At 31.8% G+C, this 21,440-nt stretch carries 19 protein-coding genes; 10 read left to right on the top strand and 9 right to left on the bottom strand.

Annotation, left to right across the window (positions count from 1 at the left end; genetic code table 11):
• Positions 1-44 precede the first annotated feature (44 nt).
• The 4 genes from B3I31_RS00250 to B3I31_RS00235 form a co-directional block, all read right to left on the bottom strand.
• Positions 45-995, bottom strand: a complete 951-nt coding sequence (locus B3I31_RS00250; RefSeq protein ID WP_125349774.1) for an FKBP-type peptidyl-prolyl cis-trans isomerase — start codon at positions 993-995, stop codon at positions 45-47.
• Between the two features lie 41 nt (positions 996-1,036).
• Positions 1,037-1,468 (bottom strand): hypothetical protein, encoded by a 432-nt coding sequence (locus B3I31_RS00245; protein ID WP_115001825.1) that lies wholly within the window; start codon positions 1,466-1,468, stop codon positions 1,037-1,039.
• 209 nt (positions 1,469-1,677) lie between these two features.
• Positions 1,678-2,766: a DNA polymerase III subunit gamma/tau gene (gene dnaX, locus B3I31_RS00240; RefSeq protein ID WP_115001827.1), complete on the bottom strand. Its 1,089-nt coding sequence runs from the start codon at positions 2,764-2,766 to the stop codon at positions 1,678-1,680.
• Positions 2,767-2,794: 28 nt separating this feature from the next.
• Entirely contained in the window at positions 2,795-3,151 is a 357-nt protein-coding gene (locus tag B3I31_RS00235) for an SdpI family protein (RefSeq protein ID WP_286495544.1), read from the bottom strand.
• A 113-nt stretch (positions 3,152-3,264) separates the two neighbouring features.
• Here B3I31_RS00235 and B3I31_RS00230 point away from each other — a divergent pair, with 113 nt between their 5' ends.
• The 5 genes from B3I31_RS00230 to B3I31_RS00210 all read left to right on the top strand — a co-directional run bounded on the left by B3I31_RS00230 (position 3,265) and on the right by B3I31_RS00210 (position 10,512).
• Positions 3,265-5,829, top strand: a complete 2,565-nt coding sequence (locus tag B3I31_RS00230; RefSeq protein WP_291047234.1) for an FtsK/SpoIIIE family DNA translocase — start codon at positions 3,265-3,267, stop codon at positions 5,827-5,829.
• Positions 5,830-5,862: 33 nt separating this feature from the next.
• Positions 5,863-6,492: a LolA family protein gene (locus tag B3I31_RS00225; RefSeq protein ID WP_221854525.1), complete on the top strand. Its 630-nt coding sequence runs from the start codon at positions 5,863-5,865 to the stop codon at positions 6,490-6,492.
• Positions 6,493-6,495: 3 nt separating this feature from the next.
• A complete protein-coding gene (locus B3I31_RS00220) occupies positions 6,496-7,956 on the top strand; it encodes an LptF/LptG family permease (RefSeq protein WP_291047232.1) in 1,461 nt (486 codons plus the stop codon).
• A gap of 9 nt (positions 7,957-7,965) precedes the next feature.
• Complete coding sequence (gene ribB / locus B3I31_RS00215; RefSeq protein ID WP_291047230.1) at positions 7,966-9,090, top strand: 3,4-dihydroxy-2-butanone-4-phosphate synthase; 1,125 nt, start codon at positions 7,966-7,968, stop codon at positions 9,088-9,090.
• Positions 9,091-9,198: 108 nt separating this feature from the next.
• Positions 9,199-10,512: an Ig-like domain-containing protein gene (locus B3I31_RS00210; RefSeq protein WP_219034404.1), complete on the top strand. Its 1,314-nt coding sequence runs from the start codon at positions 9,199-9,201 to the stop codon at positions 10,510-10,512.
• 56 nt (positions 10,513-10,568) lie between these two features.
• On the opposite strand, the gene B3I31_RS00205 is transcribed toward B3I31_RS00210, so the two are convergent.
• The 3 genes from B3I31_RS00205 to rpsA all read right to left on the bottom strand — a co-directional run bounded on the left by B3I31_RS00205 (position 10,569) and on the right by rpsA (position 14,089).
• Entirely contained in the window at positions 10,569-11,576 is a 1,008-nt protein-coding gene (locus B3I31_RS00205; protein ID WP_221854523.1) for an EamA family transporter, read from the bottom strand.
• Positions 11,577-11,590: 14 nt separating this feature from the next.
• Positions 11,591-12,067 (bottom strand): Lrp/AsnC family transcriptional regulator, encoded by a 477-nt coding sequence (locus tag B3I31_RS00200; protein ID WP_291060256.1) that lies wholly within the window; start codon positions 12,065-12,067, stop codon positions 11,591-11,593.
• Between the two features lie 189 nt (positions 12,068-12,256).
• The gene (rpsA, locus tag B3I31_RS00195) at positions 12,257-14,089 is read right to left on the bottom strand and encodes a 30S ribosomal protein S1 (protein ID WP_291060254.1); all 1,833 of its coding nucleotides are present in this window, start codon (positions 14,087-14,089) and stop codon (positions 12,257-12,259) included.
• Positions 14,090-14,330: 241 nt separating this feature from the next.
• On the opposite strand from rpsA, the gene B3I31_RS00190 reads away from it, so the two are divergent.
• Positions 14,331-15,962 (top strand): ABC1 kinase family protein, encoded by a 1,632-nt coding sequence (locus tag B3I31_RS00190; RefSeq protein ID WP_221854521.1) that lies wholly within the window; start codon positions 14,331-14,333, stop codon positions 15,960-15,962.
• A 75-nt stretch (positions 15,963-16,037) separates the two neighbouring features.
• On the opposite strand, the gene B3I31_RS00185 is transcribed toward B3I31_RS00190, so the two are convergent.
• Positions 16,038-17,537: an OmpA family protein gene (locus B3I31_RS00185; protein ID WP_291087353.1), complete on the bottom strand. Its 1,500-nt coding sequence runs from the start codon at positions 17,535-17,537 to the stop codon at positions 16,038-16,040.
• 66 nt (positions 17,538-17,603) lie between these two features.
• Entirely contained in the window at positions 17,604-18,056 is a 453-nt protein-coding gene (gene smpB, locus B3I31_RS00180) for an SsrA-binding protein SmpB (protein WP_038332657.1), read from the bottom strand.
• A 66-nt stretch (positions 18,057-18,122) separates the two neighbouring features.
• Here smpB and B3I31_RS00175 point away from each other — a divergent pair, with 66 nt between their 5' ends.
• From B3I31_RS00175 to B3I31_RS00160, 4 genes are all read left to right on the top strand, one after another.
• Entirely contained in the window at positions 18,123-19,745 is a 1,623-nt protein-coding gene (locus B3I31_RS00175) for an ABC-F family ATP-binding cassette domain-containing protein (protein WP_038332655.1), read from the top strand.
• A 96-nt stretch (positions 19,746-19,841) separates the two neighbouring features.
• Entirely contained in the window at positions 19,842-20,108 is a 267-nt protein-coding gene (locus tag B3I31_RS00170) for a hypothetical protein (RefSeq protein ID WP_286475685.1), read from the top strand.
• Positions 20,006-20,599, top strand: coding sequence for a histidine kinase (locus B3I31_RS00165; protein WP_349678965.1), 594 nt, complete (start codon positions 20,006-20,008; stop codon positions 20,597-20,599). Before B3I31_RS00170 ends, B3I31_RS00165 begins: the two co-directional genes overlap by 103 nt.
• A gap of 46 nt (positions 20,600-20,645) precedes the next feature.
• Complete coding sequence (locus tag B3I31_RS00160) at positions 20,646-21,290, top strand: LytR/AlgR family response regulator transcription factor (protein ID WP_291087350.1); 645 nt, start codon at positions 20,646-20,648, stop codon at positions 21,288-21,290.
• The last annotated feature ends 150 nt before the right edge of the window (positions 21,291-21,440 follow it).

The following is a 21,440-nucleotide window of genomic DNA, read 5'->3' as shown; positions in this document are numbered from 1 at the left end:
ATCCACTCAATTGAGTGGATTTTTTTGTTATATCTAATCGATGATTATTTACCTTGTTGTGCTTGAGCTTCGAATTGTTTTTGTAATTCTTTAATTTGCTCTTCAGATAAACCTTGTCCTCCTTGCGCACCTGGTTGACCTTGTGGCGCTGGTTGACCTTCTTTAAAGTCTACTAATTCTACTTCGAACTCTAATGCTTGGTTTGGTCCAATTTGTCCTCCAGGAGCTCCCATTTCACCGTAACCTAAGTTAGCTGGAATATAGAATTTGTATTTAGATCCTTTAGACATTAATTGTAAACCTTCTGACCATCCTGGAATAACTTGGTTCAAAGGAAATTCTACACCTCCTTTAGCTTCAGGGTTTTTATCTGTACTGTCAAAAGTTTTACCAGTAGCTAAAATTTTACCAGTATATTTTACTTTAACAATACTATTAATGTTTGGTTTAGCACCTGTTCCTTCTTTTTCTACAACATAAACTAATCCAGAAGCAGTTGTTTTAGCACCAGAAGTTTTTTTCTTCTCGTCTACTAATTTTTTAGACTCGTCTGCATTTTTCTTAACCAAGTTTTGTTGGTGATTTTTTGCATACGTATCTAAAATTCCCATTCCCGCTTCTTGTGTAATCAACAATTTTTTGTGACGTACAACATCCATAATCCCTTGAACAATAATATCCTTGTCCATTTGATCTAATTGTTGTTGGTTAATAACCGTCTCAATTTGCTGACCAACTTGTTGACCAATCGCGTAAGATTCTCTACCTTCTTTACCTGCTTTTAAGTAATCGCGGATCCCTTTTTCTAATTGATCGTAGTTGATACTATCAGTTTCAACTAAACGTCCTCCAAGACCTTTGATTTGCTCACCAAGACCAGTTCCGAAAGCATAAGAAGCTTTTTGATCTTCGCTTTCTAATTTGTCTACAGATTTTCCTTTGTTACAAGACACTAACGACGCAACAACAAAAATCCCTAAAAGAACTTTTTTCATTATTTATAAAAATTTATTGCAAGTTTAATAAGAAACTTTCATTAATCATACAAATCTAAACCAAATTCTTCTTTTAATTTTAACAAAATCGGGTTTTTATCTGATAATTTCTCAAATTTTTCTTTGTTTGATAAGATATGATTCGTTGCTTCCTTCTCAGAAAACTTAATTTGAATACTAAAATAGTGATTCTTAAGGAATGCTCTCAAACTATTTCTGATTCGATCACGGTATTCCTCAAATTCTTGTTCCGATGAATGAGAAGTAAATTCGAAAATAATTTCATCACCTTCCAAGCCAAGTTCAGTTGTCATCAAAGCATTATAGGACGGAATATTATGTTCGATTTTTAATCGATCCAAAAATCTTTTCCAGCCTTCTTTTACTTGATCCAATGTAAACTTTTCTCGAGGCAAATCATTTCGTAAAATCTCCTCTTGATGTTCTTCTACTTTTGCTCCAGGCAAAGCCATCTTAAGACTAAACGACGAATTACCATTTGTTCTAATCGGTTTTGAAGCACGCGTATATTCTTTGACTTCTTCTGAAATCGAAGTTTTAACGTGTTGCGTATTTACCTGTTGTGAAGTTTGTCCATTTTGAGGAATAGAATTATTTTGCTGAATTTGAAGAACTTCAATTTTAGAAGTTTGTTGTTCAGAAAAATAAAACGTTGGCGGAACTATCCTATACTTTTTTTTTTAAGCCCGTTTTCTTCTGCCGTTAACGAAGCCAATTGCATCAATGCAATTTCAACTGTTAAACGAGGATTCTTACTCGATTTGTAGTTTAAATCGGCCTCATTACAAATTTCAATTGCTCCAAATAAAAACGTTGCTGAACATTTTTGTGCATGCTCCAAATATTTTGCTTTTATACGCTCACCAACTTCCAACAAACTTACTGTATTAGCTGTTTTCGCCATCAATAAATCTCGGAAATGAGCGCCCAAACCGCAAATAAATAAATGTGCATCAAAACCTTTGTTCAAAATATCATTCAATTGCAACATCGCTTGCGGAATATCATTTTCCAAACACGCGTCTGTCATCTTGAAGTAATAATCGTAATCTAATACATTCAAGTTTTCTGCTACTGAAGAATAGGTCAAATTTTTATTGGTAAAAGTTGACATTCTATCAAAGATTGATAAAGAATCGCGTAACGCACCATCTGCTTTTTGAGCAATCAAATGCAATGCATCATCTTCAAAAGTTACTTGTTCTTTTTCAGCAACATTTTTCAAATGCCCTTTGATGTCTTCAACTCCAATTCGTTTGAAATCATAAATCTGACAACGAGAAAGAATAGTAGGAATAATTTTATGTTTTTCTGTAGTTGCCAAAATGAAAATAGCGTGCGCTGGTGGCTCTTCTAAGGTTTTCAGAAACGCATTGAAAGCAGCTGTTGACAACATATGAACCTCATCAATAATGTAGACACGATATTTCCCAATTTGAGGAACAATACGTACTTGATCGATTAAATTTCTGATATCATCAACCGAATTATTAGATGCCGCATCCAACTCAAAAATATTGAAAGCAAAATCTTGATCGCCTTCTACTCCATTTTCTTCGTTGATTTTACGTGCTAAAATTCGAGCACATGTTGTTTTTCCAACACCTCTTGGTCCACAAAATAAAAGAGCTTGTGGCAATTGATTTGACTTTATCGCTTGCTCCAAAGTATTTGTAATAGACGCTTGTCCAACTACATCTTCAAAATTTAACGGGCGATATTTTCTGGCTGAAACAACAAAATTTTCCATACTATTGGCAAATATAATGGTTATAATTTTAAGAATTAAATCTATTCATTTTTTTTAATTTTTTTTCTGTCAAAACGAATGTTAAAAAACAAAAGGTAGTCATACAACCTAGTGAAATAATTGAAGCAAAGATGTAATTTATTTCAAATAAAAGTCCTGATAAGGCAATTAATAAAAAAATTACTCCAAAATAAAACATAATTTTTCTGGAATATTTTTGTGCAAAATTCCAATTCTCAATATTTTTCATTGATAAGTTTGACCTATAACCATATAATGGATTAATATTTTTTGCAGGAAAAATTAATTGTACAATTCCCATAATTATAAATATTAGACCAAATAATAAGGATAAAATAAAAAAAGGGCTTTCTGTATTCATCATAAAAAAAAATTAAATCATCTTAGTCTTTATCATTTTATATAAAATTAAATACTTTTCGTTAGATTCGTACTTTTAGATTTATTATTTTTGCTTCAATTATACTCAACCTTAAAATGGCTATAAAAAACACACAGGAAACACCAAAAACTCCTAAAAAACAAATCGTCAAAACAATTATAGGTATACTGTTTTTAGTAATCGGTTTATTACTATTAGCTTCGTTTATTTCTTATTTTTTTAATGGTTTTATGGATCAGAGCCAAATCTCTGATTTATTAGATAAAAGTCAAACCGCCGAAAATATTTTCGGGAAGTTTGGCGCATTATTAGGTGAAACATTCATTTTGCAAGGAATCGGAATTGTTTCATTTTTTGTCCCAGTCTTCTTTATTCTCTTAGGAGTTAAAGTTGCTACAAATTGGAAAAAAATTAAGCCTTTCACAACGCTTTATCAAAGCATTTTCTTCATGATTTGGTTGCCAATATTTTTTGGTTGTATTTTACCAACTCAACACATGTTTTCTGGCGTAATGGGATTTGAAATTAATGATTTCCTAAATAGCTTTATTGGTAAATGGGGTGTAATTTTATTGCTTTTCGTTAGTTTATTGATTTATTGTGTCATTCATTTCCGAATGACGTATCAATCTATCCAAGAAAAAATGGAAGAACGTGCGAAACAAAAAGAAATTGAGCGCATAGAAAAAGAGCAAGAAAAAATCAAGAGAGAACAGCTTGAATTAAGAAAACGTAAGGAAAAAGAAGAACAAGAAAAGATAAATAAATTCAATCAAGATGCTGAAAAGCAACAAGAAGATAGTTTATCGCAAGAATTAGAATTGATAGAACAACAAGAGAAAGAAGCAATTCAATCTCATAAAGTAAATCCAAACGAAGCATTTCATCAAGAATTTAAAATTAATCAACCAAAAGAGGAAGAAACAATCGAAGAAACTCCACTTAATATTACAGAATTAGTGGTTGAAGATTTGGCAGATGATGAGGAAGAAAATAATCAAGTAGATTTTTTATCAATTAATGATGAAGAAAATTTAGAAACAGAAATTCAACCAACTCAAAACTCTTCTGAAAATGGATTAGAATTAAAAGTTCAACACGTTGATGAAGAAGAAGAATTTGAAGCGACTTCTGCTCGATTGGTACAAGAGCAAGGTGAATACAATCAACGTTTAGATTTACCAAATTATCAATTTCCTCCTATTTCATTGTTAAAAAAATATGACAACGGAAATACCTTAATTGATCAAAAAGAATTAGAAACGAACAAAAATAGAATTGTCGAAACCTTAGGAAACTATGGAATCGGAATCGATGAAATTTCTGCAACAATCGGTCCTACAGTTACATTGTACGAAATTGTACCAAAAGCTGGTGTTCGTATTTCTAAAATCAAAAATCTTGAGGACGATATTGCCTTAAGTTTGGCTGCGCTTGGTATTCGTATTATTGCGCCGATTCCTGGAAAAGGAACAATTGGTATTGAGGTTCCAAATTCTAATCCTTCGATGGTTTCCATGCATTCGGTAATTGCTTCGCAAAAGTTCCAAAATGCTGATATGGAATTGCCAATTGCTTTCGGGAAAACAATTACGAACGAAACCTTTGTTGCCGATTTAGCAAAAATGCCTCATTTGTTGATGGCTGGTGCAACGGGACAAGGTAAATCGGTTGGTTTGAATGCAATTATCGCTTCGTTAATCTATAAAAAACATCCATCTGAATTAAAATTTGTGATGGTCGATCCAAAGAAAGTTGAGCTTACTTTATATTCTAAAATCGAGCGTCATTATTTAGCAAAATTACCAGATTCGGAAGAAGCAATTATCACAGATAATACAAAAGTAATTAACACGTTAAATTCACTTTGTATTGAAATGGATGATCGTTACGAATTATTGAAAAATGCTTTCGTTCGAAATATCAAAGAATATAACGCGAAGTTCAAACAACGTAAATTAAATCCAGAAGCTGGTCACAGATTCTTACCATATATTGTATTAATCGTGGATGAGTTTGCAGATTTGATTATGACAGCTGGTAAAGAAGTTGAATTACCGATTGCTCGTTTAGCTCAGTTGGCTCGTGCTGTTGGTATTCACTTGATTGTTGCAACTCAACGTCCGTCTGTAAATGTGATTACAGGAACAATTAAAGCCAATTTCCCAGGACGTGTCGCTTTCCGTGTAACGTCAAAAATCGATTCGAGAACGATTTTAGATTCGCAAGGAGCCGATCAATTAATTGGTAAAGGTGATATGTTGTACACCACTGGAAACGAATTAATTCGCTTACAATGTGCGTTTGTTGATACACCAGAAGTCGATAAAATCACCGAATTTATTGGTGAACAACGTGGTTATCCAGATGCAATGCATTTACCAGAATATGTTGGTGAAGAAGGTGGATCTAATTTAGATATTGATTTATCTGATCGTGATGTACTTTTTGAAGATGCTGCACGATTAATTGTAATGAATCAACAAGGTTCCGCGTCTTTATTACAACGAAAATTAAAATTAGGATATAATCGCGCCGGACGATTAATTGATCAATTGGAAGCTGCTGGAATTGTTGGTCCTTTCGAAGGAAGTAAAGCAAGACAGGTATTGATACAAGATGACATGAGTTTGGAACAGTTGTTGAATAATTTGAACTAAAATTTATTAAAAACAGATAGAAAATTAAATTGTATGAAAAAGATAATCTATTCTTTCATACTCTTATTAGTAGGGGTTGGAACATTAAACGCTCAATCAGCAAAACAAATCTTAGACAAAGTTTACGCTAAATATACCAACGCAAACTCGTATTACATCAAATTTGATTTTAGCCATAATGCAAATGGAAAATCAACAAGTCGTTCGGGAGAAGTTTTTGCAATGAAGCAAAAATTTAACTTGAATGTAGGCGATATCAACCAAATTTTTACAGGAACAAAATTATATACAATTGCAAAAGATGACAAAGAAGTAACTATTTCTGATGCATCTAACACAGATGATTTCTTAACACCAACTAAAGTTTTGAACACGTATCGTACTAATTTCACCTACGCTTTAACAGATAAAAAAACGGTTGGAGGAAAAACAATTCAGTATATAAAATTAACTCCAACTAAAACTTCAACAATCAAATATTCGGTTTTAGGAGTCAATACAGCGAATAATGAAATCTACGATTACAAGGAATATGGTAAAAATGGTGATACAACATCAATCATTGTAAAAGATTACGTTCAAAATTTACTTATTCACAAAAGTTACTTTAACTTTGACCAAAAGAAATATAAGTCGCAAGGCTATATGATTACTCAATTATAATCAATGTTAAAAAAACTTGACTGGTATATAATCAAGACCTTTTTAGGTCCATTTTTTTTCATATTTAGTGTTCTATTTTTCATCTTTATCGTGCAATTTGCATGGCAACAAATGGAAAAATTTGTTGGAAAAGGTTTAGAATGGTACACTATTACCGAATTACTTTTTTGGTTAGGAATTAACGTTATTCAGCTTGTATTACCGCTTACAATCCTTTTGGGGTCTATCATGACCATGGGAGGTTTTGGAGAACGATACGAATTAGCTGCAATGAAAGCGTCTGGAATTTCACTTACCAGAATCCTTGCACCATTGTTTACGTTAGTTGCTTTAATGTCTGTCGGATTGTATTTTTTCGGGGACAAAGTAATGCCTTATTCCCAACAAAAAGCGCGAACAATGTACTTCAATATCTTACAAACCAAACCAACGGTAAGTATGAAAGAAGGCGTTTTTATCGAAACCGTTCCAGGATTTCAAATGAAAATAAATAAAGTTTCGGGTGAAAATTCAGAAAAATTAGAAGATGTTTTTGTTCATCAAAATGCACCGTTTGGTGAAAATACGATGACAATTATTTCTAAAAGAGGAAATCTTGCGCCAGACAAAAACGATAATCATTATCTAAAAATGGAACTTTTTGATGGAATTGCTTATACCGATAATATCAAAAATAAAAACTTTGATCAACGCAAACGTCAAGAAAATCAATATACTAAATTTGATACATTAAACTATTATATTGACATTTCGGATATTTTAAATTCTGGTAAAGACGAAGACCCAGGAAACTCTTATAAATATTTGGACGGAAAAGGTTTAAGACATCTTATCGATTCATTAAACACAGATTATAAGAAGTATTACAAAGATTTGAAAACGAATATGTTTAATCAAAACTATTTCTATTCAATCAAAATAAAAGATATTGATACGGTAAAAACAAATATGATTTTTGACTTGAAAGAGCGAAATCGTCAAGAACAAGATCAAGTGCTTAATCAAGCTATACAAATGGTAAATCGTGATCAAGAAAATATGACGTTTTCTGAACAAGAAATTGTAAACAGAGAAAAGTTATATTCAAAAGTAAATATTCATTACCAACGAAATTTCTCGTATGCAGTAACATGTATTATTTTCTTTTTGATTGGATCATCATTAGGTGCAATCGTAAAAAAAGGAGGAATTGGAATGCCAGTTGTCATCTCAATTATCATTTTCGTTATTTATTTCATTCTTAATTTCTCGGCAGAAAATATGGCGAAAAACGGAAAATTAGATCCAACTTTTGCCGCTTGGGCAGCTAATATTATTGCGCTTCCGTTCTCTATTTTGTTTAGTTACAAAGCCAATCAAGATTCTGGATTATTTGATATCAGTATTTACGTTGATCCAATTGTAAAATACTTTAATAAGTTTAAGAAAACAAACAAAAACGAGGAGCATTCTCGTTATCAATAACATAAAACAATGGAAAATAGATCATCTCAATTAAACACAATTGAAGAAGCTTTAGAAGATTTAAAACAAGGAAAAGTTATCATTGTAGTTGACGATGAAGATCGTGAAAATGAAGGAGATTTCCTATGTATCGCCGAATTTGCAACGCCAGAAGTTATTAACTTTATGGTTACGCACGGACGCGGATTAGTTTGTACACCACTTACACAACAAAGATGTAAAGCATTAGGTTTGGACCTTATGGTTGGGCACAATACTGCAATTTACGAAACTAATTTTACGGTTTCTGTGGATCTACAAGGTCACGGATGTACGACAGGAATTTCGGCTTCTGATCGTTCTAAAACTATTCAAGCTTTAATTGACGAAAATACAAATCCAGATGATTTAGGAAAACCAGGACATATTTTCCCATTAATTGCAAAAGATGGTGGAGTTTTGGTTCGAATGGGACATACAGAAGCTGCTGTTGATTTGGCACGCATGGCAGGATATTATCCTGCTGGATGTATTGTCGAAATCTTGAAAGAAGATGGAGAAATGGCTCGCTTGCCAGAATTGTTAGAGATTGCAAAGAAATTTGATCTTAAAATTGTTTCGATTGAAGATTTGATTGCTTACCGATTAGAAAATGAATCCTTGGTAAAACGTATCGAGCAATTTCCTGCAAAAACAAGATTCGGAGAATATGAATTAATCGCTTATCAACAAACAACAAATAATCAAGTTCACTTCGCTTTGAAAAAAGGAAAATGGACAAAAGATGATGTAGTTCCAGTTCGTGTAAAATCGACAAATAGCTACTATGATTTGTTTAGCGCTTTACAAAACGGCGAAACACCATTGTTAGAAAAAACAATGAACATCATCAATGAAGAAGAAAAAGGTGTTGTAATTTTTATTAATAACATTCAAAGTTCTGAGTTGATTGAACAAAAATTAGAGATTTTCAAAAGTTTTTCTGAAGGAAAATCTAAATCAGGTGTTTTACCAGCCGATGAAAAAGATCACGGAATTGGCTCTCAAATCATCAAAGATTTAGGCATCCAAAAAATGAATTTGATTACACGCACTTTAGAAGAACCACATACGACGCAATACGGTTTGGAAATTGTAAAATGTACTAAATTGTAAGAAATAATTCATCACAATATACAAAAGCAGTTCTGAGAAGAGCTGCTTTTTTTTTTGAATCATTTTGTAACTTTTTGATTAAATTGACATCTCATATAAAAACACAATATGCAAAATAAAACTTTAGCTTTAATATTTTTTATTCTTACGAGTATTTCATTTGGACAAAATTCAATAGCTAATAAAATTTACACTTCTGATATAGATAATTTCTGGATAGCTTTTGATAGTATTCAAACTACAAATAATTATTCACAAAAAATAAAATTCATTAATACTTTATACATTGATAAAGGGACAAAAGGTTTAAAATCCTTTATGAAAGTAAGAGATTATAATGATACTCTTTATATTAAACTTATTGATAATTATCCTAAGTTTTGGAATTCTATTAGACCTAATACACTTACCATAAAAAATAAAACAAAAGAATTAACTAAAGCTGTAAAAAAACTAAAAAAACTATATCCTGAGCTAAAAGAAGGAGAAATGTATTTTACAATTGGTGGCTTGCGTTCAGGTGGAACTTTATATGAAAATATGGTTTTAGTTGGTTCTGAAATCGCTACAGGAATTCCAAAAACAGATGTTTCAGAATTTGAAAATGATTGGCTAAAAAATGTTTTTGCGAAGCAATCACTTGATAATATTATTTCACTAAATATTCATGAATATGTACACACACAACAAAAACCAAATGAAAACAACTCATTATTACACCATACCCTAAAAGAAGGTTCGTGCGATTTTATTACAGAGCTTGTTTTAGGAGAACCAATTGAAAAACAATATATTTTTTATGGAAAACAGCACTTCGATGATTTGAAAAAACAATTTAAAGAAGAGATGTTTATAGATGATTTTTCAAATTGGTTATACAATGGAGGACAAAAGGGTGAAGCTGCTGATCTGGGATATTTTATTGGATATGAAATATGTAAATCATATTACAATCAAGCTAAAAATAAAAAACAAGCGATAAAAGATATTATTGAACTGAATTATCAAGATGAAAAAGAAGTTGAAAATTTTCTAAGAAAATCTGGTTTTTACGAAGAAGGTTTTGATAAAGATCAATTAATAAAAGAATACGAAAAAAAACAACCTTATATCATAAAAATTGAGCCTTTCGAAAATGGTTCAACAAATATAGATTCATCTATCAAAGAATTTAAAATTATATTTTCTAAACCAATGAATCCAAAAGAATATTCAATAAGATTCTCAAAAAAAGGAAAAGAGTATAGTCCTAAGTTTACAAAAATCAATTTCTCTAATGATAACACTACATTCGTAATAACTATGGAATTAACTCCAACTAAAGAATATGAATTTGTAATTTCAAATGGTTTCAAATCAGAAGATGGCTACCCATTAAAATTAGACAACAATGAATTAATTATTAATTTTAAAACTCAATAATACAAAAAAAGCTTCTCGAAATCGAGAAGCTTTCTTATTAATAATCATCATAATATTTAATGCGCATAATGTTTACGAGAAACAAAATGCAGAATTTTTTGAACTAATTTCGTGTTTTTATAAAGATTCCAGTTCATTAATAAAACACTGAACAAAATTACTGCCAAACCGTAAATTTGCAAATGAGTTACGACATCATCTGTAAAAAAATAACTCAATGCAACGGCTACAATAGGGTTTACATACGCATAAGTAGAAACTTCCACAGCTGGTCGATATTGCAACAACCAAACGTAAGAACCAAAAGCAAGAATAGAGCCAAAAGTTGTTAAATAAGCCATTGCCAACCAATCTTCTATCGCAACATTCGCAAAATTGAAATTAGCATATTCTCCATTGAAGATTGCAACTGTATTAAACAAAACACCAGCAGTAATCATTTGCCAAGCCGTTTTGACCATGATGTTCAAATCTTCTTTTGGCTTTGTAACTTCTTTTTTCTGCTTTTCTGTTACATATTTTGAATACAAAGAACCTAACGTCCAAGCAATCGAACAAAAGATCAGAACAATCAACCCAATCATATTTAAGAACTGCTGATCTGCATCTGCGTGCACAGTGGTTGTTTGTTCATAGAATAACATCAGAACTCCAACAAAACCTAACAAAACACCTAAAATCGTAGGAATACTTGAAAAATTTTGTTTCCATTTCGGTTTATCTAAGACAATAAACCAAATTGCTGCCGATGCTGCCATAATTGCAACAATTCCACTTGGTAAAAATTGTTCGGACCAAATAATCCCAGCCATATCAATAAACAACAACATAAAACCTGTAAACATACATTGTTTCACAATTTGTTTATCCCACAGCTTGTAACCTTTCAACTTACAATATCCCATCAACATTGTGCTCGCCGCAATAAAGCGAAACGAACCCAAAATAAACGGACTAAAACCATGCAAAGCCTTATCTATAAAAAAATAAGTTGATCCCCAAACTACATAAACCACGAAATATGCTGCAATAATCAGCCACTTACTTGGTTGATTCCCTTTCATTCAATCTCTATTTTTTAAATCGTTGGTATAACGATATTTTGTTCTTCTTTTATTGTTTGTAAAACTATAGTTGTACGCGTAGAAGTGATTCCGCCAATTTTACTCAAATGTTTGCGCATCAATTCCACCAAACCTTCGTTATCAGAAGTTCTCACTTTGATTAGATAACCATCTTCTCCAGCAATATCATGAACCTCTAAAACTTCTGGAATTTCGGCAAGTTGTCTTCCTACTGTTTCATCACCGATAATATCTACGGTTTTGATAAACATATACGAAAGTAATTTTTGTCCAACTGCCACTGGATTTATTTTTGCGTGATAAGCCAAAATAACTTGTTTATTTTCAAGCTTTTTCACACGTTCTAATATTCCAGAAGGTGCCATTCTCAATTCTCTTGCGATATCTGCATTGTTAATACGTGCATTATCTTGCATTAATCGCATGATTTTCAAATCAGTAGCATCTAAATTAAATTCTATCTTTTCCATTTCGACTGCAAAATTAAGACTATTTTGAATAATATTCAAAAAATACATCAAAAATTGTACGTTATTCTTGATATGATTTTAAACCATAAATTAAATTCATTTTTATACTAAATATATTTAATCATTATTCATAAAAAAAGCTGCCCATTACTGGACAGCTTATGTTATTTAAAAATTTCGGTTAGAGAATTAGTTTCCTCCTTCTTCCATTTTCTTTTTCAATGCAGCTAATGAATCAATATCTCCTAATGTAGAAGTTTCGATCGTGTTAGATGAATTGTTGTTGTTGTTATTGTTGTTAGATGATCTCTCAGCTTTAACTTCTTCCTCACGGAAAGTTGCTGTGTGAGAAACTACTACACGACGGAATTCTTTGTTAAACTCGATAACTTTGAAAGATGTTTCTTCACCTTTTTTGATACGAGATCCGTCTTCTTTCTCTAATGTACGAGCTGGAGCGAAAGCTTCAACGTCAGCATCTTCAAATTGAACTGTAGCACCTTTGTCAAATACATCAACTGCAACTCCTGTGTGAACTGTACCTACTGCATATTTAGCTTCGTACTGATCCCATGGATTTTCAGTTAATTGTTTGTGACCTAAAGATAAACGACGAGCTTCTACGTCTAATTCTAAAACTACTACGTCTAAGATATCATCAACTGCACAGAATTCTGATGGGTGTTTGATTTTCTTAGTCCAAGATAAGTCAGAGATGTAGATTAATCCGTCAACACCTTCTTCTAATTCTACGAATACACCGAAGTTAGTGAAGTTACGAACTTTACCTTTGTGAGTAGAACCTACTGGGTATTTAGTTGTAATATCTGTCCAAGGATCTGGAGTTAATTGTTTGATACCTAAAGACATTTTTCTTTCTTCTCTATCTAAAGTTAAAACTACTGCTTCAACCTCATCACCTACTTTTACGAAATCTTGAGCAGAACGTAAGTGAGTAGACCATGACATTTCAGAAACGTGGATTAAACCTTCTACACCTGGAGCAACCTCAACGAATGCACCGTAGTCAGCTAAAACAACTACTTTTCCTTTAACTTTATCACCAACTTTGATATCAGCATCTAAAGCATCCCATGGATGAGCTTCTAATTGCTTAATACCTAATTGGATACGAGATTTATCTTCGTCGAAATCTAAGATTACAACGTTGATTTTTTGTCCATCTTCTAAGATTTCAGATGGGTGATTGATACGAGACCAAGATAAGTCAGTAATGTGGATTAAACCGTCAACACCTCCTAAGTCTACGAATACACCGTAAGATGTGATGTTTTTAACTTCACCTTCTAATACTTGTCCTTTCTCTAATTGAGCAACGATTTCTTTTTTCTGAACTTCGATATCAGCCTCGATTAACGCTTTGTGAGAAACTACTACGTTTTTGAATTCTGGGTTGATTTTAACAACTTTGAACTCCATAGTTTTTCCTACGAATTGTTCGTAATCACGGATTGGTTTAACATCGATTTGAGAACCTGGTAAGAAAGCTTCAATTCCGAATACGTCAACGATCATACCACCTTTAGTACGAGCTTTGATGTAACCGTTAACGATTTCTTGAGAATCGTGTGCTTTATTAACAGCATCCCATGCATTTAATGTACGAGCTTTTTTGTGAGATAAAATTAATTGACCATTTTTATCTTCACGTTGATCAACCATTACTTCAACAATATCCCCAACTTTCAAGTCTGAGTTGTAACGGAATTCGTTTAATGAAATAACACCTTCTGATTTGAAGTTGATATCTACGATAGCTTCTTTATCTGTAATACGTACAACTTGTCCTTTGAATACTTCATTCTCATGTAAGTCTTCTAAAGTTGTATCGTACATTTGCTCTAATTCAGCTTTTTCTTTACGATCTTCTTCGTTTAATCCTGATTCGAAAGATTCCCAATCAAATGATTCTGGCGCTACGTTTGCATTAGCAGACGCATCTAATACTGGAGTGTTTAATACAACTTCTTGTACCTCCTCTTGTTTTGTTTCTTTAGACATAATTCTAAAAATTTGTATCTCAATCTATTTTATTTCGGAATCTTCAAATGCAAATAAATGACCGAGAGATGTTTAACTTAATAATTAATCGCTTGATTCCTAAACCATTTTAGCGAGTGCAAAGATAAACAATTATATTTTAATATTTGGAATAATTTTAGATTCAACTCAAAGAAATTTAAGATTTTATAAAGAAATTACACACTTGTTTATTCGTAACTTGTAATCGAATCTCAACTTTATGGATAGTCTAAAGAAAATAAAACGATTTTCTAAAATCGTAAAAGTCGTTTCTAAATATGGTTTTGAAGAAATTCTTTCTCGCGGAAACGATTTATTTCATTCTGACCAAAACAACGAATTTTTCAACCAATCATTCAATCAACGTTTCCGAATGGCTTTGGAAGAACTTGGTCCGACCTATATAAAATTTGGACAATTATTGAGTAATCGAAAAGATTTGGTTCCCGAATCTTTGGTTGAAGAACTAAAAAAATTACAAGATAATGTTCCGCCAGAAGAAATTGACATCAAACAAAAAATTAGAGACGAATTTGGAATAGAACCTGACGAACATTTTCTTTTTATAGAAGAACAACCTTTTGCTGCAGCAAGTATTTCGCAAGTTTATCGCGCAACTTTATTAAATGGTGAAAAAGTTGTTTTCAAAGTAAAACGATCTAATATTCAGAAAATAATTGAATCTGATTTAGCCCTGATTCGAGATATTGTTCATTTTTTGGAAAAAAAATATGAGAAACTTCAAAAATTATTCATTTCTGAAATCGAAAAATCATTTGAAAATTCAATTCTGAAAGAACTTTCATTAACTAATGAATTTCAAAATATTGAACGATTCAGGAAAAACTTCGAGAATAGTAAAGATGTTTATGTGCCAAAAACGTACGAAGATTATTCGAACAACAATTTTCTTTGCATGGAATTCATAGAAGGTTTCAAGGTAAATGATGTTGAACAGTTAGAAGCTTTAGGAGTTGACCCGAAAAAAATCGTACAGAAAGGTTTTGATATTTATTTGAAACAATTACTTGATGATGGATTTTTTCATGCTGATCCACATCCCGGAAATATTTTTATTTTAAAAGATGGACGTTTAGCTTTTATAGATTTTGGTTCGATGGGAATTTTAGCCATCAACGAAAAAGAAGCTTTAGAAAATGTAGTGATTGATTTTGGATTAAAAAATCCGAAACGAATTGTTCGTTCACTCAAAAAAATGGCAATTAAACATTATATCGAAAACGAAAAACAATTAGAACGTGATATTGCAGATATTTTCGATTATTTAGAATACAATACTGTTGATACGATAGAAGTTCAAATCATCATCAAAAAATTCAATCATATTCTGCAACGAAATCATGTTTTATTACCCGAATATGTTTACATTTTACTACGCGGAATTGCACTTATAGAAGGAATTGGACAACAATTACATGCTGATCTTAATGTACAACGTTCAATGCGTCCGTATGCGGTAAAATTGGCTCGACAAAAATTTCATCCAAAATATTTGAGTAAAAAAGCAATTGATAATTTCAAAGATATTCAAGATTTAATCAACGATTTACCAGAAGACACCTTAAAATTAATTGAAAAAGTAAACAATGATAAATTGGCTTTAAACTTCAAGATTGACCAAATAGATAATATTCAGAAATTAATAAAAGATAGTATCAATAAACTTGTTTTAGCTATTCTTACTTTAGCTTTTGGAATTGGAGCAAGTATGCTTGCGAATACGACTGTTCGTCCCATAGTTTTGGATATGCCGTTACTTTCTTGGATTGGCTATTTGTTATCTATTTTTACAGCTGGTTGCATCATTATATTGGTTTTTAGAAAGAAATAATTTTAATCCTAATTTCATAAAAATAAAATAGCCACCTCAATGAGGTGGCTATTTCTATTGTAAGCTATTCAAGAATTATTTTTTCTTTTTTGTAGCTGGTTTTACAACTTTAGTTTCTGTAACTACCGCTGTTTTTGGTAATACCTCAACACGTCTGTTTTTTTGGTAACACTCTTCAGTGTTTTCAGTACATAATAATTGAGATTTTCCTAATCCACGAGGAGTTAAACGAGCTTTATCAACTCCACCTCTTTCAGCTAAAATATTAACTAACGCTTGAGCACGTTTTAAAGATAATGTTTTGTTGTAAGCATCTTTACCTCTTTGATCAGCATGTCCGTCAATGTAGAAGTTTTTCGCTTTTAAATCATCAGAATTTAAAATTTGAGCTGCTACACGTACGTCTTCGTAAGAAGAAGGAACAATTTTATCAGAGTTGTACTCGAATAAGATGTTAGATAAACGTTTTGCTACGTGAACTTCTGTCCATGGACATCCGTTATTTTCTTTTGGTCCTTTTTCTGTTGGACAAGCATCATCTTTATCAGGAATACCATCTCCGTCTGTATCAGGACAACCTTGGAATTCAGCTAAACCTGGTTCGTTTGGACAAGCATCATCTTTATCTAAGATTCCATCACCATCTGTATCTGGCCAAGGACATCCGTTATTTTCTACTGGACCAGCAACTTCTGGACAAGCATCATCTTTATCTGGAACTCCGTCACCATCTGTATCTGGACAACCTTGGAATTCAGCTAAACCTGGTTCGTTTGGACAAGCATCATCTTTATCAAAGATTCCGTCTCCATCTGTATCTGGACATCCGTTTGTAGCAGGATCTCCTGTAGCGATACCTGGAGTATCTGGACATGCATCTTCGTCATCAGGAATACCATCATTATCTCTATCTTGTTTTCCGAAACGAAAAGTAACACCTACTGTGTGTTGGAAGAAATCGAAATAATTGTTTCCTCCGTAAGCTGGTAACCAGTTGTAATCAGAAGCAACATTTAAACCGAAGTTCTTAGTAAACCAAAAGTTAATACCACCTCCTAAAGAAGCTACAAAGTGATTTTTCTCTAAATCTTCTGCTTCAGTAATTTGGTATGTACCTCCATTTTCGTTACCGTAGTAAGCTGTCAATGGAAATTGTAATCCTGTGTAATCGTATCTGTGGTAACCAGCTCCTACACGGATATATGGATCAAACCAAGAATCTTCTTTTAAGATATAACCATTAGCTAACTTATAACGTAAACCTAAACCAGCGTTGATGAATAATTCATCTTTAATAGCTAATCTGTTGTTATCAACTTCACCTACAGAAGCAGTTAAATCAACGTCAAAAGATCTGTTTAAGTTACGGATGATAGATAATTTAGATAAAGGAGGAACGATATCCCAATTATCTGTTTTGAAATACTGGTTGAATGGTCCAGTGATCGAGTTGTGATCAACTGCGTGAGCACCAACTGTAATTGCCCAAGGATTCTTAGAATTCTGAGCATCTACAAAAGAATTACCCGCTAGGAATAATACTACTGCAGATAATAATAGATTAAACTTTTTCATTATCAAATATTTAGCGTTTTAAATATATTAAATTTTACTTAATTTTTATACAATTATAAGACAAATTTAAGAATTCTTTATCATTCTATCCAAATCTCTTTTCAAATCTTTTCCTTTTATTGTGTTTCTTTTGTCAAAAAGTTTCTTCCCTTTTGCCAAATATATCTTCAATTTTGCCAACCCTTTATTGTTTATAAACAGCGTGGTTGCTACAATCGTCAATCCAGTCTCTTTCGTTTTGCGTTCTAATTTTCGCAACTCAGATTTTTGTAATAAAAGTTTTCTGTCTCGTCTCGTTTTATGATTAAAGTATGTTCCCCAATCATATTCATCAATAAACATATTAACAATATAGAGTTCTCCATCCTTCATTTGACAAAAACTTTCGGTAATCGAAGCTTTTCCCATTCGGATAGATTTTATTTCAGTCCCAAATAATTGGATGCCGGCTTCGTAAGAATCTAATAATTCATACTCAAACCTTGCACGTTTATTCTTAATCGTAACTTCTTTCTGCACTTTATTTTATTCCAATTAAAATTTGTAACTTTGCCGGAAGGTCAAACAAACATCATACCAAAAATTATGTTAAATGTTTCTAATTTATCGCTTCAATTCGGCAAGCGTGTACTTTTCGACGAAGTTAATATAAAATTTACAAATGGCAACTGTTACGGGATAATTGGTGCTAATGGAGCAGGAAAATCTACTTTCTTAAAAATATTATCAGGTGAAATCGATCCAACTTCAGGACAAGTTAGTCTTGAAAAAGGAAAACGTATGTCTGTCTTAGAACAGAATCATTTCAAATATGACGAATATACAGTATTGGATACTGTTTTACGTGGAAATAAAGTATTATACGATATTAAAGAACGTATGGATGCTTTATATGCTAAACCAGATTTTTCTGAAGAAGATGGTATCAAAGCAGGAGAATTAGGTGTCGTTTATGAAGAAATGAACGGATGGAATGCAGAATCTGATGCTGCTACATTATTATCTAATGTAGGAATCGATTCGGATATGCATTATACGTTAATGGGAGATTTAGATAATAAAGCAAAAGTTCGTATTTTGATTGCGCAAGCTTTATTTGGAAATCCTGACGTGTTAATCTTAGATGAGCCTACCAACGAATTGGACGTTAATACAATTCAATGGTTAGAGGATTTCTTAGGTAATTTCGAGAATACTGTAATCGTTGTATCGCACGACCGTCACTTCTTAGACGCGGTTTGTACGCATATTTGTGATTTAGATTTCTCTAAATTAAACCTATATTCTGGTAACTACACGTTCTGGTACGAATCTTCTCAGTTAGCTGCAAAACAACGTGCACAACAAAACAAAAAAGCAGAGGAAAAGAAAAAGGAATTACAAGATTTCATTGCTCGTTTCTCTTCTAACGTTGCTAAAGCAAAACAAACGACTTCTCGTAAAAAAATGATCGAGAAATTAAATATCGAAGATATCAAACCTTCTTCTCGTCGATATCCAGCACTTATCTGGGAACAATCGCGTGAGGCTGGTGATCAAATCTTAGAAGTAAACAATTTATCTGCTTCTGTAGATGGAGAAGTTTTATTTAAAGATGCGAACATCAACTTGAAAAAAGGTGATAAAATTGGTATTTTCTCTCGCAACTCGAAAGCGGTTTCTCAATTTTTTGAGATTCTTTCAGGAAAAGCTCAGCCAGATTCTGGAGATTTTACTTGGGGAATTACAACAACGCAAGCGTATTTACCTTTAGATAATACAGATTTCTTCAAAGAAGATATCAACTTGGTTGATTGGTTACGTCAGTATACAGAATCAGACGATGAGCGTCACGAAGAATTTATGCGTGGTTTCTTAGGAAAAATGTTATTCTCAGGAGACGAAGCACTTAAAAAATCTTCTGTTTTATCAGGAGGTGAAAAAATGCGTTGTATGTTCTCTCGTATGATGTTATTACGCGCAAACGTATTATTGTTAGACGAACCAACAGGTCACTTAGACTTAGAATCGATTACAGCATTAAATAACTCTTTGGTTAATTTCAAAGGAACAATTTTAATGGGTTCTCATGACCACGAATTGATTCAAACAACTTGTAACCGTATTATCGAGTTAACTCCAAATGGAATCATCGATCGTTATATGACGTATGATGAATTCTTAGATGATCCAAAAGTAAAAGAATTAAAAGCAAAATATTACGCTTAATAATTTCTTTCACAATATTTCTAAAAATCCAGAAGGTTCTACTTTCTGGATTTTTTTGTTCATAAATTATTTTATCTTTGAGTTAGAATTTTTCGCATGATTCAACTTCCTACAATATTACTTTATCTCATTATTGCATTGATTATTTTTCTAATCATTATGATTACATATTTAATCCATTCATTAAAATCTGAGAAAAAAATAAGTCATGAGCAAACGCAACGTTTAGACAATTTATCTACAAAAGTTGATGAGTTAAAATTGGAGTCATACGAAGCAAAATTGAATCCACATTTGTTCAAAATATTCTCAATTCGATTCAATCCAATGCGTACCAAACCTATTATACGATTGATAAATTAGCTAATGTATTGGATTATATTTTGTACGAAAGCAAAGACAATTTTGTGACGATAAAAGATGAAATAGATTTCACTAAAAACTTTATTGAAATTAATAAAGTAAAAGTTTCGCCTTTGTTTGATTTTCAAGTTAAAACGAAAATTGATGAAACTTCACCTTACTATCAAGAAAAAATTATTTTACCTTTATTAAGTATTGATTTTATTGAAAATGCTTTCAAACATACCGATTTTCAACAAGCCAATTCATTTATAAAAATTATACTTGAACTGAATAATAAATCATTTCAAATTCAAGTAATGAATAAAATTTCTCCAAAAAATAGTTTGAAAAAAGAAACTGGCGGACATGGAAGTCAATCATTAGAACACCGCTTGAAAATGGTTTACGACGACGATTTTTCACTTTCTAAAACTATTGAACAGGATATTTTTGTAGCCAACTTAAAAATAAATCTACATGAGTTTTACACTAAAATGCATACTAATTGACGACGAAATTCTTGGATTAAAGTACCTGAAAATGTTGTGTGAACAAATGGAAGACATAGAAGTTGTGAAAGCTTATGTTGATCCTGAATTATTCATTAACGAAATCGAAAATATCGATTTTGACTTTTGTATTTTAGATATTGAAATGCCTAAAATTAATGGTTTACAGATCGCTAATTTATTAAAAGAAAAACCGTTTATTTTTTCCACTGCTTATAAGGAATATGCTGTTGATGCTTTTGATTTAGACGCGACAGATTATATTCAAAAACCAATTAAAAAAGAACGTTTACAACAAGCTGTTGACAAAGTAAAAAAACGTTTACAAAATAATTTTTCGACACCAAATAATTTTGTACAATTAAATTCAGACAAAGGAAAAATTTTGTTGCAGTTTAATCAAATTTTGTACATTACAACTTCTAGTGTTGACAGCCGTGATAAAGTGGTTTATTATCAAGATTTATCGTTCTTAATTTTGAAAAATATCACACTCGATGCATTATCAGAAATGTTACCCGAAAAAGATTTTGTCCGCATCAATAAACGAGAAATAATTAGCTTGCATCATATTAAATATTTTCACTCAGACAATGTTACTTTAGATGTTTTATCAAAAGAAAATAAAGAAATTAATTTGGTGTTAAGTGAAGTTTACAAAGCTAATTTTATTGCTCAAATTTCAATTTGATTACAAAAAAAATCCATTTCATTACATTTTACTCAAGTTTAAAAAATATTGATATTTTTCTGTAAATTAATTTCTGACTTTTGTTAAAAATTAACGCCATGAAAAAATCGACAAGAAATTCTATTTTTTATATAATAACCATTCTACTTT

Origin of the sequence: Empedobacter sp. UBA3475 (assembly GCF_002378465.1) — a bacterium.
Classification (GTDB): Bacteria; Bacteroidota; Bacteroidia; order Flavobacteriales; family Weeksellaceae; genus Empedobacter; species Empedobacter falsenii_B.
This window is presented reverse-complemented; position numbering and strand designations above follow the sequence as displayed.

Excerpts from the sequence above, each read along its gene's own strand:
- B3I31_RS00160 (WP_291087350.1), top strand. The coding sequence starts at position 20,646 with ATGGAAGACATAGAAGTTGTGAAAGCTTATGTTGATCCTGAATTATTC.
- B3I31_RS00245 (WP_115001825.1), bottom strand. The coding sequence starts at position 1,468 with ATGGCTTTGCCTGGAGCAAAAGTAGAAGAACATCAAGAGGAGATTTTA.
- B3I31_RS00190 (WP_221854521.1), top strand. The coding sequence starts at position 14,331 with ATGGATAGTCTAAAGAAAATAAAACGATTTTCTAAAATCGTAAAAGTC.
- ribB (WP_291047230.1), top strand. The coding sequence starts at position 7,966 with ATGGAAAATAGATCATCTCAATTAAACACAATTGAAGAAGCTTTAGAA.
- B3I31_RS00170 (WP_286475685.1), top strand. The coding sequence starts at position 19,842 with ATGATTCAACTTCCTACAATATTACTTTATCTCATTATTGCATTGATT.
- B3I31_RS00205 (WP_221854523.1), bottom strand. The coding sequence starts at position 11,576 with ATGAAAGGGAATCAACCAAGTAAGTGGCTGATTATTGCAGCATATTTC.
- B3I31_RS00200 (WP_291060256.1), bottom strand. The coding sequence starts at position 12,067 with ATGGAAAAGATAGAATTTAATTTAGATGCTACTGATTTGAAAATCATG.
- B3I31_RS00210 (WP_219034404.1), top strand. The coding sequence starts at position 9,199 with ATGCAAAATAAAACTTTAGCTTTAATATTTTTTATTCTTACGAGTATT.
- rpsA (WP_291060254.1), bottom strand. The coding sequence starts at position 14,089 with ATGTCTAAAGAAACAAAACAAGAGGAGGTACAAGAAGTTGTATTAAAC.
- B3I31_RS00185 (WP_291087353.1), bottom strand. The coding sequence starts at position 17,537 with ATGAAAAAGTTTAATCTATTATTATCTGCAGTAGTATTATTCCTAGCG.
- B3I31_RS00250 (WP_125349774.1), bottom strand. The coding sequence starts at position 995 with ATGAAAAAAGTTCTTTTAGGGATTTTTGTTGTTGCGTCGTTAGTGTCT.
- B3I31_RS00225 (WP_221854525.1), top strand. The coding sequence starts at position 5,863 with ATGAAAAAGATAATCTATTCTTTCATACTCTTATTAGTAGGGGTTGGA.
- B3I31_RS00235 (WP_286495544.1), bottom strand. The coding sequence starts at position 3,151 with ATGATGAATACAGAAAGCCCTTTTTTTATTTTATCCTTATTATTTGGT.
- B3I31_RS00175 (WP_038332655.1), top strand. The coding sequence starts at position 18,123 with ATGTTAAATGTTTCTAATTTATCGCTTCAATTCGGCAAGCGTGTACTT.
- B3I31_RS00230 (WP_291047234.1), top strand. The coding sequence starts at position 3,265 with ATGGCTATAAAAAACACACAGGAAACACCAAAAACTCCTAAAAAACAA.
- dnaX (WP_115001827.1), bottom strand. The coding sequence starts at position 2,766 with ATGGAAAATTTTGTTGTTTCAGCCAGAAAATATCGCCCGTTAAATTTT.
- B3I31_RS00220 (WP_291047232.1), top strand. The coding sequence starts at position 6,496 with ATGTTAAAAAAACTTGACTGGTATATAATCAAGACCTTTTTAGGTCCA.